We start from the raw sequence: 15,732 nt of genomic DNA, 5'->3' as shown, positions 1-15,732 counted from the left end.
ATCAGACTCCTTCAATGAGGCGCTGCCCCAGTTCGCGAACCAGCTGTCGGCGATAGGCGGCGCTGGCGTGTACATCGTCCTGAGCGTCCAGCGACCAGGCCACTTCGTTCAATGCATCCTTGAGCGTGGCGCCACGGACCAGGCGCCGATGTTGCGGCCGGTCGCTGACGCCGCCGATGCCGAACTCCACCTGTTCCTCACCGATCGCCGCCGCCAGGGCGACCATGGCGAAGTCACCGTGACGCATGGCAATTTCCTGGAAGCGGTAGGTAATGCCTTCGCGCTTGAGGGGGAAGCGCACCTCGACCACCAGCTCGTCAGCACGCTTGTCGGTAGTCAGGATTCCCTGGAAGAACTCGTCGGCTTTGACGCTGCGCTGACCTTTTTTCGATTGCAAAACGATTTCCCCGCCAAGGGTGACCAGGCACAGCGGCAATTCGGCGCTGGGGTCGGCGTGGGCGACGGACCCGCAGACCGTGCCGCGGTTGCGGGTCTGGAAATGCCCGATCCACGGCATGGCCAGGGCCAGCAGCGGCACTTCATCGGTCAATGACGGGCGTTCCAGCAATTGCGCCTGACGTATCGCCGCGCCCACTGCCAGACAATCCCGGCGCCGCTCGATGAAGTTCAGGTCTGGCACATGGTTGATGTCGATCAGCAGTTTTGGCTGGGCCAGGCGCATGTTCAGCACTGCCATCAGCGACTGGCCGCCGGCAATGATCCGGGCCTCCTGGCCATACTCTGCGAGCAGGTCGAGCACCTCGCGACGGCTGCTGGCGCGTACGTAATCAAACGAGGCCGGCTTCATTGCGCACCTCCTTTGCCCAGCAGCGCGGCAACGGTGGCTTTCAGGCGTGTCCACCAGCTGCCGCTGATTGCCTGGCCGGTGACCCGCTGGGAAAGACGGGTGAATATCTGACCGATGATGACTTTCGAAGCACCTTGCAGCATGCGCCCGCCCACCGCGGCGACCTTGCCGCTGACCGAAACCTGATAGTGGTATTCAAGGCGTGTCTGGCCATTTTCCAGTTCGACGAACCGCACCTTGGCGTGGCCGATGGCCGATCCCATCGAGCTGTTGCCCGAGCCGGACAGGCGCAGGGAGTGCGGCGGGTCCAGATCACTGAGGGCCACCTTGGCCTCGAAGCGCGCCCGAATCATGCCGACGCCCACGGTGACATCGGCGCTGTAGCGGTTTTCGCCTTCCAGCTCCAGTGCATGGCATCCGGGGATGATCGCCTTGAGGGTTTGCGGATCCAGCAGGGTGTCGAATACCTGTTGCGGCGTGGCCGGGATCACCACCGAATCGCTGGCGCGCAGAGCCGGGCCGCCGGTGGCTTCGGCCGGGAAACTGTCGTCCTGTTCCATGCCAGCGGGGCGCGGCGGCTCGTCGATGCCGATCAGGGTGCGAACCCTCGACGGCGTCAGCGGCAGGCGGATGTCGTCACGACCCAGCGCATCGGCCACCGCATTGGCGATGCACACCGGCGTACTCATGTTGTTGCCTTCGCCGACACCCTTGGCCCCCAGCGGAGTGAAAGGCGAGGGCGTTTCCATGTGCAGGATCATTGGCTCGATGACTTCCGGGGCGGTGGGCACCAGATAGTCGGCGAAGGTGCCGGACAGGAAACTGCCATCGGCGCCGTAGGCGAATTCTTCCATCAATGCGGCGCCCAGCCCCTGGGTGAAACCGCCACGGATCTGGCCATCCACCAGGTCCGGGTTGAGCATGCGTCCGGCGTCGTGACTGGTGATGTAGCGATCGATATGGATCGCGCCGGTGACCGGGTCAATTTCCAGGGCGCAGATATCAAAGACGAACCCGTAGCACAGCGAGCTGTTGACCAGGTCCGCGTCATCTGGCGCGGTCAACTGCGGCGGCGACCAGAATGCCGTTTCGCGCATGCCGCCGGACTCGCCCTCGGGCAGCAAACCCGGCGCCCAATGCGCTGCACCGGCAATCCGGTGAAAGGGCGCGCCAGGACCGTCCACCACGAAGACCTTGCCACCGGCAAAGCGCACGTCCTCAGCATCTACCTTGAGCTGCACGGCGGCCAGCCTGGCCAGCCGATCACGAATTTTGATTGCCGCCTGATACACAACGCCGGCCACGGCCCCGGCAAAGCGGCTGGAGTAGTTGCCCGAGGCAATCGACCAGGCGTCTTTCTGGGTGTCGAGCTCGACATTGACGATGATCGATTCCAGAGTCACGCCCAGCACTTCGGCCACCACTTGCGCGACGGCGGTCTGATGGCCCTGGCCTTGAGGCGTGGAGGACACATGCACCGTCACGTCACCCAAAGGCCCGACGGTGATGGTGGCGGTACTCACCGCACCGTTTTTCGGCCCGGCCTTGCGGCGCTCTTCGGCGGTCATGGCGGTGGTGATATAGCCCATGTTGGATATCGACGGTTCGACCACGGCGGCATAGCCGATGCCGTAGATCCGGCCTTCGGCGCGCGCCTTGTCGCGGCGCTGGATCAGTTCGGCCAGCCCGCCATCGTTGACCGCCAGGGCGATGCCCGCCTGGTAATCGCCGGAATCCAGCAAAGCGCCGGCTGCGGCGCGGTAGGGGAACGCGTCGGCAGGCACAAGATTGCGGCGAATCACTTCCAGAGGATCGAGCTTGAGCTGCACGGCGATGTGCTGCATCAGTCGCTCCAGGGCGAAATAGACTTGTGGCCCACCAAAACCACGGTTCAGGCCGGTAGGGGTCTTGTTGGTCAGTACCACCCGGTTGCGGACCAGCAGGTTGCGTATGGCGTAGGCCCCGGTAAGGTTGCCGTGCATGCGGTAGAACGTGGCCGGTTCCGGGGCGCGCAGGTAGGCTCCGCAGTCATCAATCTGGTCATAGCGCATGGCTGTCACCCGACCATCGGCGTCTACCGCCGCTTCGATTTCAGTGACGCGGTTGGTGGCCGATGACGCCCCCTGCAAATGTTCCAGGCGATCCTCCACCCATTTCACCGGCGCGCCGACCTTGCGAGCGGCCAGACCCATCATCACCACATAGGGAAAGACGCCCTGCTTGATGCCGAAGCTGCCGCCGGAGTCCTTGGGGGTGCGCAGGCGCAGACGATTGCCTGGCACGTTCAAGGCTCGCGCCATGACCGTATGCAGCGCGTATGGACCCTGGAAGTTGGCCATCACGTCATACACGCCAGTAGTGCGCTCAAATTGCGCGAGGACCACATAACATTCGATTGGCGTACAGGAACTGCGCGGATACTGAATCTTCAGCGAGATCCGATGGGCTGCGGACTCGAAGGCCTGTTCGGGTTCGCCATAGCGAAAATGACGTTCGTTGACAACGTTGCTGCCGACCGCTTCGTGGAGCAACGGCGCCTGTTCACCGGTAGCAGCCTCGGGATCGATGATCGGCGGCAGCGGCTCATAATCAACGCGCACCGCTTCGATGGCGTCCTCGGCCAGATAACGATTCTCGGCAATCACCACCGCAACTGGTTCGCCGACGTACCGCACCTTGTCGACCGCAACGCACCAATGCTCCATGGGTTGCCGCACGCCTACCGGAAACGGCAGCGCCCAGCGTTTGACGTCTTCGCCGACCAGTACGCCATGGACGCCTTTCATGGTCAGCGCGGTGGCGAAGTCGATGGCGGTAATACGGGCATGGGCATGGGGCGAGCGGACGATTGCCGCATGCAAGGTGCCGGGCGGGATGGCCGCATCGTCGGCATATCGACCCAGACCGCGCAGCAGGGCGGCATCTTCGACACGCGCTTGCCGGGCGCCGATATGGCCGGTGTTGGCTTGGGTATCAGGCGGATGACTGTTCATGTTCCGGGCTCTTGTTTTTATGCATCGCAGTCATTGAACGTGCGATTGCTTTAGAGCCGAGTGTGAACAATGGGACCGCACAATGCCTTGCCTTGGCTGACGGAGTTCCGCGCGGGAGTCGGGAAATTTGCCCTGGAGTCTGAAATTCGTCAGTGCGGACTTCGTCAGCGGCAAGTCAAAGCGTTATTTCCTCCCTAGAGATCCAGGACCAGAGGCTGGATGCCGCTTTCGCCCTCTGCAGGAACTGCGCAGCAGATCAGCACCATATCGTCTTCCGGCAGTTCTGCCGGCGGGTTGGGGTAGTGGACCTGGCCGCTGATTAGCCGCGTTCTGCAGGTGCCGCACGACCCGCCGCGACAACTGAAGTCGGGGTTCAGGCCACGGCTCTCCGCCAGTTCCAGGAGACTGCCGGCTTGCGGGGTCCAGCGCGCTTCCTTGGCGGAGGTTGCGAAGTACACCGGCACCGGCGTGCTGGCGGGTGGCGGCTGAATCAAGATCGGACGCTGTGCATCGCCGTGGCGCTGTAGTGTCGAGGGGCCAAAGGCTTCGGCATGGATACGCAAGTCAGGGATATTAAGGCTGCGTAAACCGTCGTACATGTCCTGAGTAAAACTGGCCGGTCCGCACAGGTAGAAGTCGTAGTCGTCGAGCGGCAGGTTGGCCTTGATGTCCTTGAGGGTCAGACGTCCCGACAGCTCAAAATCCACGCCCGGTTGCGCGTTCTCGCCAGCGTTGCTCAACGCGCGCCACAGGTGCAGAAGGCCCGAGGCACGCTGCTTGAGTTGCTGGATCTCATTCTGGAAGGGCAGGTCATGCAGGGTTTTGCCGCCTTGAAACAGGTAGACGGGCTGACTCCGCTGCTGCTTGTCGATCTGCGCCACCAGCTCCCGTGCCATGGATAACAACGGGGTAATACCTACGCCGGCACCGATCAGTACGACAGGCCGTTCGCTGTCGGTCTTCAGGGTAAAACTGCCCAGTGGATGGCGAATTTCCAGAACATCGCCTACGTGCAGTTGCTCATGCAAGTAGCGCGAGGCTGGGCCCTGGACCTTGACGCTGATGCGCAGATGGTTATCGGAAGGGGCGCTGGACACGCTGTAGGTTCTGATCAGCACGTCACTGCCATTTGGCTGAAGGCGAACCGGAATGTGTTGTCCTGGGAGGAAGGTCACCGCCGCGCCATCCAGTGCTTCGATATACAGCGAACGGATGTCCGTGGCTTCCTGCTCCACGCGCACCACGCGCCATTGATGCCATTGCCGACGTTGCTCGATTTCCCGCAGGCGCTGGTCGGCGCCGGCCCATGTGCCGGTCATCAGGCTGGTGGGCGCAAATTCCTCAAACTGCCAGCGCAGCGAGACTGCCCCGGGGCGATGCACGACTTGCTCCACATCGAAGGTCCACAGACGCTCGGCTCCCTCGAAAGCGTTGATCATTGGGCTTTCCAGGATCAACTCGGTACGTCCGCTGAGCTGCAGCACGTCGCCGGTGCTGAAATCGACGAACAACAGACCGGCCTTGGGGTTGAGCTGCAGATTGCCCAGGGTATTGAAGTGCAGGTTGCCGGCGTAGTCGGGAATCACCAGACGATTGCCTTGCACCTTGATAAACCCAGGCCTCCCGCCGCGATGCGAGACGTCGACCGAGCGTTGCTGGTCGTCGTGCACCATGTAGCTGGCGACGAAGAAGGTGTCGGCATTGTCGATCATCTCGACAGCGCGCGGGTCTAGCTCGGCAAGGTCCTGCCTTGGTGGCCTGACGGCCAGCTCACTTGAAAATCGTGTATAGGTGCGGCGCTGGATGTACTGCGGGCAGTTGCCGAACGCATGTTCGACGGCGATTTCCAGGCGCCGCTCCGACGCCTGGGTAATCACCCCGTTGATACGGTTTCTGCGCCGCGTGTGCAGCTCGATACCGAGCATGCCGATGGCACTGCCAGCTTGCAGCCCGGGTGCGGCAGGGTCTTGCGGATCTGGCGCACTATCGAGGCTAAGGTGCTTCGGATCGGGGGAGGAGACAAAGCCTTCCGGTCCCTCGATCAGGGTCGCCCAGGGACGATTCTCGGCATCCACCGCGCCGACGATCATGAACGGCAGCTGGTGGTAGAAATCCCGGTGCTGGTCGGGGAGGTAATCGCGGATGAACTTCTGCCCGGCCGCCTCCATGCGGTCCGATGCGCCGATCTTTTGTTGCAGCGCGCGCTCACCGGCATGCCAGGGGGAACGGCGGTGTTTCGGGAGGGTTTCCATGAACGGGCACTCCTTGTGGCTGCCGGAGCTTGCCGGCAGCCTTGGTCCGGGTTCAGCTCGCCAGCAGGCCGGCGGCGGTGGACTGCATGGGCACGAACCCCGGAAGCGCTTCGACCCGCGCCAGCCAGGCGCGCAGGTTCGGGTAGTCCTGAAGCGATACATTCCCTTCTGGCGCATGAGCGATATAAGCGTAGTTGGCGATATCGGCGATGGTTGGCGCATCGCCGGTGAGGAACTTCACCGTGCCCAGCTCCGTTTCCATCATCTTGAACAAAGCATGGGCGCGGTTGATGACGTCCTCAGCATTGAGCGACGCACCAAACACAGTGATCAGGCGCGCCGCAGCCGGACCGAATGCTACCTGGCCCGCAGCCACCGACAGCCAGCGCTGCACCCGTGCCGCCGCGACGGGCTCTTGCGGCAGCCAACGACCGTCGCCGTAGGTTTTTGCCAGATAGACCAGAATCGCGTTGGAGTCGCTGAGCACGGTACCGTTGTCATCGATCACGGGCACCTGGCCGAAGGGGTTCAGTTTGAGGAATTCGACTTGCTTGTGCGCGCCTTTGGCGAGGTCGACGAACACCAGTTCAGTCGGCAGCTCAAGCAGCGAGAGCAACAGTTCCACACGATGGGCGTGGCCGGAAAGCGGATGGCGGTACAGTTTGATCGGGTGTTGAGGCATGTCGGAAACTCCGTATCCAGTGAGTGGGGCTTGCCGCAGCAAGCCGGTCGGCTTTGGTGATACGGCATGCTGCGCCTGGATGCAGCAGAACAGAATCGCCATGACGGGCAATCCATGATTTCAGTTTCTGCAACAAGGGCGTCGGAGCCGCCTGGCGGTTGTCAGGCCTGCAAAGCCTGATGAAGGCGTAAACGCGGCACTGCAAAGTCGATGAAAGTACGCACTCGCGCGCTGGCTTTACGTCCTTCACGGTAGATAAGCTGCGCCGGCAGATCAGGCGCCGTGAACGCTTGCAATACGGGTTCAAGTCGCCCGGATTGCAGCTCCTGATGGACCTCGTAGCTCATGCAACGGATCAGCCCCAGCCCGCAGGCTGCGGCGTGAATCGCGCCTTGCTGAGTCGTGCAGGTAAGGACTTGTGTGGTTCTGACCGTGTGCATGAAGGTATCGCCGTGCAACCGCCAGTCGGCCCCGTGGCCTGTGGATGTCGCAAGGAGGGTCCGATGCGCGCGCAGATCATCGGCCGTTTCGGGTCGTCCCCATTGGGCAAGGTAGGCGGGAGAGCCGCAGATGATCGGCCTGACGGTGCCAATCGATACGGCGAAACTGGATGAGTCGGGAAGATGACCAACCACCAGCGCGACATCGATGCCTTCCTCCAGCAGCTTGGGCATGCTTTCGCGGGTGAGGGTCAGCAGTTGCACGTCGGGGAAGGTATCCAGGTATTCCACTGCCAACGGTGTAAAAACCTGGTTGGCCATCAGCAAGGGTAACGCGACGGTCAACTTGCCAGTGGGGCGGCTATGCAGGCCAGCGGCCGACCGCTCGGCCTCGGCGGTTTCCTCCAGGATAAGCCGGCAACTGGCGGCGAACTGTTCGCCCGCACGGCTCAGGCTTATCCCACGAGGGCCGCGCAATAGCAGTACGGTTCCCAGGCGAGTTTCCAGTGCAGTCACTGTAAGCATGATGGTGGCGGGTGACAGAGCAAGGCTGCGCGCCGCCGATGCCAGGCTGCCTGCCTTGACCACTGCGGCGAAGATTTCTATCTGGCGGTAGTGGCCCATCAGTTACGGCGTCCCCGATTGCTGCAGTGCCGAATCGTCCACAAGCCTGCTGTAACAGTGATCGACAAAGGTCCTCACCCGGGCCGAAACCTGTCTGCCGCTCTGGTAAAGGATATGCACCGGCAGCGGCGGGGTGCCAAAGTCTGCAAGCACAATCTCGAGTTCACCTTTGGCCACGGCTTCCGCTACCTGATAGGAAAGCACCCGAGTAAAGCCCCACCCCATGCGCGCGGCATTGATGGCCGCCTGATTGGAGCTGACCACCAAACGGGGTTGCGGAGTGATTACCGTGGCCTCATCCGGACCGCTGAACTGCCAGTGGGTCAGTAAGCTGCTGGCCGAGGACATGACAATCTGCGCGCCCTGCATATCCTGCGGGTGAGCAGGGCGGCCGACGCGATCAAGAAACGCGGGTGCGGCACAGATCACCGAACGGATTTCCCCCACTTTCAGCGCGTGGAAGCTTCCTTCGGGGAGCTGTCCGATGCGTATGGCGACATCAACGCCCTCGTCGGCCATGCTCACCAGGCGATCTACCAGCAGGGCATTGACCGCTACTTCGGTGTGCGCCGTCAGGTATTGCGCAATCAGCGGAATCAGGAACAGCTCGCCGAACATCACGGGCGCGGTAACCGTCAGGCTACCCCGCGCACGCAGGCTGCTGCCGGAGGCCAGCTCTTCTGCCTCTTCGAGCTCCAGCAAAATGCGCTTGCAGTCCTCCACATAACGCTGGCCGGCTTCGGTTAGCCGAAGGGTGCGCGAATTACGGGCGAGCAACAGCGTGCCAAGGCGGCTCTCCAACGCGGCGATGGCGCGCGTCACACTGGACGGCGACATGCCCAAAATCTTGCCGCCACCGCCGAAACTCTTCGCCTCGGTAACGGCCAGCAGCACTTTCATTTCCTGGAACCGGTCCACGGCCATCTCCGTATTAAGCATCAGCAGGAACAGGAGATTAGTTTGTCTGCCTGATGAGTGTGTGCATTTCGCAGCGTTCCGGGGGGTGTGTGGAGCGAGGCCGGCGGCTCATTGGCGCCAGGACGGCTGCGGGAGGAACTGATCCTGGAGAAAACGCAAAAAGTTGCGGGTTCGAGCGGGCAGTCCCTCACGTTGATGGGTCAGCGCCACGACATTGGCATCCGGCAGCTTCCAGCCGGGCAGCAGTCGGATCAGCGTGCCATCCGCCAAAGCATCGGCAACGTCCCATTCCGAACGCATGATGACGCCGTGACCTTCGCATGCCCACTGGCGAATGACACTTCCTTCATTGCAGCTCAAGGCGGGGCGAACGCGCACACTGATCGTTTTACGCGCCCGCGTAAAATGCCAGAGCGTCACGTCTTCATTGTTTTCGCGCAGCGCAATGCACGGCAGGCTTGCCAGCTGTTCGGGATGTTCAGGCAGACCGTGTTGTTCGAGAAAGGCGGGTGACGCGCACACGTAGCGGCGATTGGGCGCAATGGAATGGCACACCAGATTGGACGCGTGCAGTTCGCCAATATGGATGACGACATCAAACCGATCGGCCACTTCGACCATCGGCCGTTCAGACAAACTCAACGCAATCTCGACTTCCGGGTGCTGACGTTGAAACGCGGCCACCGCGGGCGCCACATATTGGCGTCCAAAGCCGAAGGGCGCGTTGATTTTCAGCTTGCCGACAAAGCCGCTGCGCCGCTCATGCAAATCCGCCAGCAGGTTATCGAATTGCTCGACCAGCTCTGCGCCCCGCAGGCACAAAAGCTCGCCTTCATCGGTGAAGCGCAGCTGCCGGGCCGACCGATCCAGCAAGCGAATGGACAGTTTCTTTTCCATTTGCTGCAGCCGCTGGGTCACTGCCGAGGGTGTCAATCCCAGCTTGCGCGACGCGGCCAGCAAACTCTCACTTTCCCGAATGACCAGCAGAAAGCGGATATCGAGTGTTTCATTCATTAAGTTTCACTGAATATTAGAGTTAGCAACATTAAATTCTAATCTGAATCTGGAGGTTTAGAATAGCGCCATTCCAGGAGACCACCCATGTCAGCACTCAACTCTGCTATCGAAACACCGGCTTTGTTGCTGGACCGCGATCGTCTCGACGCCAACATCCAGCGGATGCGCAATAAACTGGCGCCGTTCAACGTGGTATTGCGTCCCCACGTGAAGACCAACAAATCGCTGGAAGTCACCGAGCGCCTGTTTGCCGGTGGGCGCGGGCCGATTACCGTTTCCACCCTGCGCGAGGCGGATTTCTTTTTCGAGGCAGGGTTTACCGACATCTTGTATGGGGTTGGCATTGCGCCCAACAAGTTTGCTCATGCTGCCGCGTTGATCCATAAAGGCGCAGCGCTCAAGCTGGTGCTCGACAATCTGCAGACCGCCAGGCAACTGGCCGATTTAGCCAAAACCACGGGTCAGGTGTTTGATGTCCTGCTGGAAATCGATTGCGACGGTCATCGCTCCGGCCTTGGTCCGCAATCACCCTTGCTGGTTGAAATCGCGCAGTTGTTAAGCGCCAGTGGCATCCGGGTCAGCGGCGTAATGACCCACGCCGGCAAGTCCTACGACAGCCAGTCAATCGCGCAAATCGAGGCTTGCGCCCGGCAGGAGCGCGCGGCAATTATCGAAAGCAGCCAGGTGCTGACCCGTGCAGGTTTCAACCTGTCGATCATCAGCATTGGTTCAACACCCACGGCGCTGTTTACCGAGAATTTATCAGGGGTGACCGAAGTTCGCGCGGGTGTGTTCGCATTCTTCGATCTGGTCATGGCGGGCCTGGGTGTGTGTCAGGTGCAGGATATTGCCGTCTCGGTCCTGACGTCTGTGATCGGTTATCAAGCTGAAAAAGGCTGGATCATCACCGATGCGGGATGGATGGCACTTTCTCGTGATCGGGGCACCGCTAAACAGGCCGTCGATCAAGGCTATGGCATCGTGTTCGACGCCTCAGGCCAACCGATTGGTGATCTGATCGTCAGTGCAACCAACCAGGAGCACGGAATCATTTCATCGCGATCCGGCAAGCTCGATCCCTCCAGTTTTCCGCCCTTGGGCACGCTGCTGCGAATTCTGCCGAACCATGCTTGCGCGACCTCGGCGCAGCACGCCGGGTACCACGTTCTGAGCGAAGGACGAGGCCTGGGTTTCTGGCCACGTATCTCGGGCTGGTGATTGTTCAGTTCGAATTCAGAACGTTGATCGGTAAAGGAGCGGGAAATGAAGTTGATCACAGCGGAAAAACTGCCTGCGCCAGGCGGGCATTACTCTCACGGCGTACTGGCGGGAAAGCTTCTGTTCATTTCCGGGCAGTTGCCGTTTCCGCCAGGCGAACAGGAGTTTCCCGAGGGGATAAAAGCCCAGAGCATTCAAGCGATGGCAAATCTGGAAGCTGTGCTCCAGGCGGCGGGAGCTTCCTTGAATAACCTGGTCAATGTGCAGATTTACATTGTTGATGTGGATGACTGGCCGATCGTCAATTCGACTTACTCGGCACTGATGGGCGCGCATCGACCTGCGCGAGTGATCATCCCCTGTGGACCACTCCATCATGGGGCCTTGGTGGAAATATCAGCAGTGGCTGAAATTGAATAACTCTTGAAGAAGGGCAGTGATTATGAAATCAGGTTGCAACAATGGTCAGCACGCTCCTCAACCAGCGGCTGCGGTGCAACTCGTCCTGTTCGACTTGCTCACCGCGTTACTGGATTCGTGGACACTGTGGAATTCCGTCGCAGGCTCCGAAGAAATGGGACGCACGTGGCGTATGGCTTATTTGAAAGCCACTTACGGCTGTGGAACCTATCGGCCCTATGAAACGCTGGTCGAGGAGGCCGCCATCAGCGTGGGATTGGGTAAGGTGGCTGCAGCAAATCTGGAGGCGCGCTGGACGGAGTTGCAGCCGTGGCCTGAGGCCAAACGCGTTCTCAGCGAATTGGCACCGCACTACAAACTGGGCGTGGTCACCAACTGTTCGGAGAAGTTGGGACGCCTTGCAGCGGATCTGCTGGGCGTGCCGTTTGATGTGATTGTCACTTCTGAACAGGCCGGTTTCTACAAGCCTGATCCAGAACCTTACCGGCTCGCGCTGCAACTTGCGGGTGTCGAGCCCGCTCACGCTGTATTCGTCGCAGGCTCGGCCTACGATCTGTTTGGCACGCAGAAAGTCGGCTTGCCAACCCTCTGGCATAACCGGATAGGGCTCGATGCCCCAGCAGGCGCGCCTGCTCCGTTATTCATGCGCCCGACACTGGATAGCCTGGTTGAGGACATCACAACCCTGAGCGCACACCGCTCTGCAGGTCACGACTGACCGAGTGACGCGCTTCGGCTCGCTCAGCGCTGATTAAGCACGGTCACATACGCGCTGAACATATCTGCCATGGCATCAGCGTAGGCAGTAATTTCGGCGGCAGTACGAGGGCTTTCCGAGAAGTCCTTTCCCACCGTACTGAAGGTCGTGGATATCAAATCGCAGGCCAGGGCGCGGGTTGTTTCAGGGACCTCAGGGAGCAGTTCAAGCATGAAGGTTTGAAAAATCTGCTCCCCCGTCGCTCGAACCTCGTGCGCTTCGGGCGCGTCCGGTAGAGCGGCGCGGCGTCATTGAGTGCAACCCGCATCTGCGCTTCTTCGCACTCCGAATGAATAAAGGTATGCACCAGCGTCCGCAGCCGCTCAAGGGGCGGCTTGTCCATGTCACTGAGGATCGCGCAGAGCATTTGCGTGGTTTGCTGCCATTCATCACTCTGCAGTCGAAACAGGATGGCGGCCTTGTTGGGGAAGTATTGATACACCGAACCGATGCTGACGCCTGCCTTTTCCGCGACGCGGGCCGTGGTGAAACGCGCCGCACCTTCTTTGGCCAAAACCTGAATAGCCGCTTCGAGGATGGTCGCCACCAGCTCGGTCGATCGGGCCTGTTTGGGCTGTTTGCGTGAGGAAATCTGCGAGGTCTGGCGACTGGTCATAGGGCGTTCCTGCCTGGGTGCTAATGCGAATAGCGAATGTGACGGATTGCTCGCATAATTTTAATGCGACGAATTAGTCGCATATTAGCCCGGCGCCTTGAGGCGCTCAACCTTGAAACGGGAAGCGACCATGAACACCCTTACCGCAGCACCGATGGCCCCGCTGATTGAACGCCTGTACGCCCGCGCCAACGCCGCCACCAGCGACGCGTTCAGCACGATTTCCGCTGATGAACGCGAACGCCTCATGCGTAGCAAGACGGACTATCGAGAACTCTACGGCCTGTTGAAAGACCTGTGGCTACCGGTCTCGCGGGACACCGGCAAGCTGTTGTACATGCTGGCGCGCAGCGCGAAGGCGCGGTCCATCGTCGAGTTCGGCACTTCGTTCGGGCTCTCGACCTTGCACCTGGCCGCCGCCCTGCGGGACAACGGCGGCGGTGTGCTGATCAGCAGTGAATTCGAAGCGTCGAAAATTGCCCTGGCCCGCGAGCACCTGATTGAAGGCGGGGTGAGCGACCTGGTGGACATTCGCGAGGGCGATGCGCTGGTCACCTTGGCCACTGATCTGCCTGATGCCGTCGACCTGTTGCTGCTCGACGGCGCAAAGGCTCTTTATAGCGATGTGCTGAGCCTGGTCGAAAGCCGCCTCAACGCGGGCGCAGTGGTGGTGGCCGACAACACCGATTACTGCCCGCAATACCTGGCCTACGTTCGCTCGCCGCAAAACGGTTACCTGTCCGTGCCGGTCGGCGAGGACGTCGAGCTGTCAGTACGCCTGAACTAATACCCTATCGATGGAGGATTGAACCATGCACGTATTTGTTACGGGGGCCACCGGTTGGGTGGGTTCCGATGTGGGAAAAGATTTGCTCAACGCCGGTTACCTGGTGACAGGGCTGGCCCGTTCCGAGGACAAGGCAAAAGCGCTGGCAGCCACGGGCGCTAAGGTGCTGCGGGCTACGCTCGATGACCTGGACAAACTGCGCCGTGCTGCCTGGATGGCAGACGCGGTCATCCACACCGCTTTCAATCATGACTTTTCGAGATTTGCCGAGAACTGCCAGCAAGACCGGCAAGTGATCGAAGCGTTGGAAAACTCCTTGAAAGGTTCCGACTGCCCGCTGCTTGTTACTTCAGGGTTGTCCGGGCTGCCCCGGGGTGCAACCGAGGCGCAACAACCCAACTCGGCATCCCCACGCCAGTCCGAAGCCGCCGCCAGATCCCTGGCCGAGCGCGGCATACGTGCGGCGACGGTGCGGCTTGCGCCCTCGGTGCATGGTGCAGGCGACCATGGTTTCCTGCCCATCCTGATCCGGCTGGCCCGGGAGACGGGCGTATCGGCTTACATCGGTGACGGACAAAACTGCTGGTCCGGTGTTTGTCGAACGGACGCCGCGCAGGTCTATCGGTTGGTCCTGGAGCAGGGTGTCACTTCGGCGGCGTATCACGCGGTCGCTGACGAAGCCGTGCCGTTCAAGGCCATTGCCGAGGTCATTGGGCGACGACTCGGCTTGCCGGTGGAGTCCAGAGAGCCAGCCCACTTTGGCTGGTTCGCCACGATGGCCGGGGCCGACATGACGGTGTCCAGCGCCCACACGCGAGCATTGCTTGGCTGGACACCCAGCGGCCCCGACCTGCTGACGGACCTTGATCAACCTGCCTATTTCGCCCTCTGAAAGGACGCTTTCCATGACACAACAAAGCAGCGAGCATTCTTCGGCTCCGGCAGCACTCGCGCCTTCGGTTATCAATGTGCTGCTGAAATTGCTGCCCATTACCGCCGCCGTATTTGTCAGCTTTCTAATCATTGGTATGCAACTGCCGGTGCTGCCGCTGCACCTGCACAACACCTTAGACATGAACACGTTGGTGGTCGGTCTGGTGATCGGCGTGCAGTTCGCTGCGGCGCTGTTGTCGCGGTCCTGGGCCGGAAACTTTGCCGATATGCGCGGCGCCAAGCGCGCCATGCTCACCGGTATTCTGGTCGCGGCGAGCTCAGGATTGCTCTATCTGGCGTCGCTGGCATTTGTGGACGTGCCGGTGATTTCGGTGTGGATTTTGCTCGCCGGGCGCGTGGTGCTGGCCTTGGGCGAAAGCCTGATCGTGACCGGCTCAATGGGCTGGGGCGTCGGGTTGGTGGGGCCGCAGAACGCTGGCAAGGTCATGGCCTGGATTGGCATTGCGATGTACGCCGCTTTTGCGCTGGGTGCGCCCCTCGGCGTGGTGGTCAATGGCGAATGGGGTTTTGGCGGGATTGCAGTGGCGACGTCAATGATTCCGCTGCTGGCGTTGGCAATCGTGGCGGGGGCGCAAGGCGTCCCACCCACCAGCCAGCGGCGCACCTCGTTTTTCAAGGTGTTGAGCGCGGTTTGGGTGCCCGGCCTGGGCCTGGCATGTTCCAGCGTCGGCTTCGGTGTGATTACCGCTTTTGTGGCGCTGCTGTTTGCCGCCAAAGACTGGGGCAATGCATCGTTGGCGTTTACTGCGTTTGGCCTGGCGTTTATCGGCGCGCGCATTTTCTTCGGTCATCTGCCAGACAGCATCGGCGGTGCCAAGGTGGCGTTGGTCTGCGTGATCATTGAAGCAGCAGGGCAGTTGCTGATCTGGGGCGCGGATTCTCCCTTGATGGCTTATCTGGGCGCGGCACTGACCGGCTTCGGGTATTCACTGGCGTTTCCCGGTTTTGGTGTTGAGGCAATAAAACGGGCACCACCGCAGTCGCGCAGCCTGGCAATGGGCGCCTACGTTGCGTTTCTGGACATCTCGTTGGGGATCAGCATTCCGCTGGCCGGTGTCCTGGCGGGTGTGGCGGGGGTTGCTTCGGTGTATCTGGCGGGAGCCGCTACGGTTGCCCTGTCGGTGGGCGTGGCGTTGATACTGCTTTGCAAAGCGCAGGGAGGAGGGCGTCAGGCTTGAAATAGACGGCGTTGCTCGACAGAATCGCCCTCCGATCCGGCCGACGTTGCCGGGCGTTCGTGGTGAAA

13 protein-coding genes and 1 pseudogene are annotated in these 15,732 nt (G+C 61.1%); 6 read left to right on the top strand and 8 right to left on the bottom strand.

Features of this window, described 5'->3' with window-relative positions; translation table 11 throughout:
- Window position 1: 1 nt before the first annotated feature.
- The 7 genes from AABC73_RS16655 to AABC73_RS16625 form a co-directional block, all read right to left on the bottom strand.
- A complete protein-coding gene (locus tag AABC73_RS16655) occupies window positions 2–808 on the bottom strand; it encodes an FAD binding domain-containing protein (protein WP_341520123.1) in 807 nt (268 codons plus the stop codon).
- Window positions 805–3,801 (bottom strand): molybdopterin cofactor-binding domain-containing protein, encoded by a 2,997-nt coding sequence (locus AABC73_RS16650; protein WP_341520122.1) that lies wholly within the window; start codon window positions 3,799–3,801, stop codon window positions 805–807. The genes AABC73_RS16655 and AABC73_RS16650 overlap by 4 nt, the downstream gene beginning before the upstream one ends.
- Window positions 3,802–3,995: 194 nt before the next feature.
- Complete coding sequence (locus AABC73_RS16645; RefSeq protein WP_341520121.1) at window positions 3,996–6,053, bottom strand: pyridoxamine 5'-phosphate oxidase family protein; 2,058 nt, start codon at window positions 6,051–6,053, stop codon at window positions 3,996–3,998.
- Between the two features lie 52 nt (window positions 6,054–6,105).
- Entirely contained in the window at window positions 6,106–6,735 is a 630-nt protein-coding gene (locus AABC73_RS16640) for a glutathione S-transferase (protein WP_341520120.1), read from the bottom strand.
- Between the two features lie 161 nt (window positions 6,736–6,896).
- Window positions 6,897–7,799, bottom strand: a complete 903-nt coding sequence (locus AABC73_RS16635; protein ID WP_341520119.1) for a LysR family transcriptional regulator — start codon at window positions 7,797–7,799, stop codon at window positions 6,897–6,899.
- Window positions 7,800–7,802: 3 nt separating this feature from the next.
- Window positions 7,803–8,699 (bottom strand): LysR family transcriptional regulator, encoded by an 897-nt coding sequence (locus AABC73_RS16630; protein WP_341520118.1) that lies wholly within the window; start codon window positions 8,697–8,699, stop codon window positions 7,803–7,805.
- A gap of 126 nt (window positions 8,700–8,825) precedes the next feature.
- The gene (locus AABC73_RS16625) at window positions 8,826–9,731 is read right to left on the bottom strand and encodes a LysR family transcriptional regulator (RefSeq protein ID WP_341520117.1); all 906 of its coding nucleotides are present in this window, start codon (window positions 9,729–9,731) and stop codon (window positions 8,826–8,828) included.
- Window positions 9,732–9,818: 87 nt separating this feature from the next.
- Here AABC73_RS16625 and AABC73_RS16620 point away from each other — a divergent pair, with 87 nt between their 5' ends.
- From AABC73_RS16620 to AABC73_RS16610, 3 genes are read left to right on the top strand one after another with little or no spacing between them, the layout of a single operon-like run.
- Window positions 9,819–10,952, top strand: a complete 1,134-nt coding sequence (locus AABC73_RS16620) for an alanine racemase (protein ID WP_341520116.1) — start codon at window positions 9,819–9,821, stop codon at window positions 10,950–10,952.
- Between the two features lie 45 nt (window positions 10,953–10,997).
- A complete protein-coding gene (locus AABC73_RS16615; protein ID WP_341520115.1) occupies window positions 10,998–11,372 on the top strand; it encodes a RidA family protein in 375 nt (124 codons plus the stop codon).
- Window positions 11,373–11,394: 22 nt separating this feature from the next.
- Window positions 11,395–12,090: an HAD-IA family hydrolase gene (locus AABC73_RS16610; RefSeq protein ID WP_341524258.1), complete on the top strand. Its 696-nt coding sequence runs from the start codon at window positions 11,395–11,397 to the stop codon at window positions 12,088–12,090.
- Window positions 12,091–12,113: 23 nt separating this feature from the next.
- On the opposite strand, the pseudogene AABC73_RS16605 reads toward AABC73_RS16610, so the two are convergent.
- Window positions 12,114–12,745: pseudogene (locus AABC73_RS16605) on the bottom strand (TetR family transcriptional regulator).
- A 130-nt stretch (window positions 12,746–12,875) separates the two neighbouring features.
- Between AABC73_RS16605 and AABC73_RS16600 the strand changes: the two are divergent.
- Genes AABC73_RS16600 through AABC73_RS16590 form a run of 3 tightly spaced genes read left to right on the top strand, consistent with a single transcriptional unit; the run spans window position 12,876 to window position 15,664 of the window.
- Window positions 12,876–13,532, top strand: a complete 657-nt coding sequence (locus tag AABC73_RS16600) for a class I SAM-dependent methyltransferase (protein ID WP_331152476.1) — start codon at window positions 12,876–12,878, stop codon at window positions 13,530–13,532.
- 25 nt (window positions 13,533–13,557) lie between these two features.
- The gene (locus AABC73_RS16595) at window positions 13,558–14,424 is read left to right on the top strand and encodes an SDR family oxidoreductase (protein WP_341520114.1); all 867 of its coding nucleotides are present in this window, start codon (window positions 13,558–13,560) and stop codon (window positions 14,422–14,424) included.
- 13 nt (window positions 14,425–14,437) lie between these two features.
- Complete coding sequence (locus AABC73_RS16590; RefSeq protein ID WP_341520113.1) at window positions 14,438–15,664, top strand: arabinose transporter; 1,227 nt, start codon at window positions 14,438–14,440, stop codon at window positions 15,662–15,664.
- Window positions 15,665–15,732 lie beyond the last annotated feature (68 nt).

Source organism: Pseudomonas sp. G.S.17 (assembly GCF_038096165.1).
Taxonomy (GTDB): Bacteria; Pseudomonadota; Gammaproteobacteria; order Pseudomonadales; family Pseudomonadaceae; genus Aquipseudomonas.
Note: the sequence above shows the minus strand (reverse complement) of the source record. Positions and strands in the feature narration are given on the sequence as shown.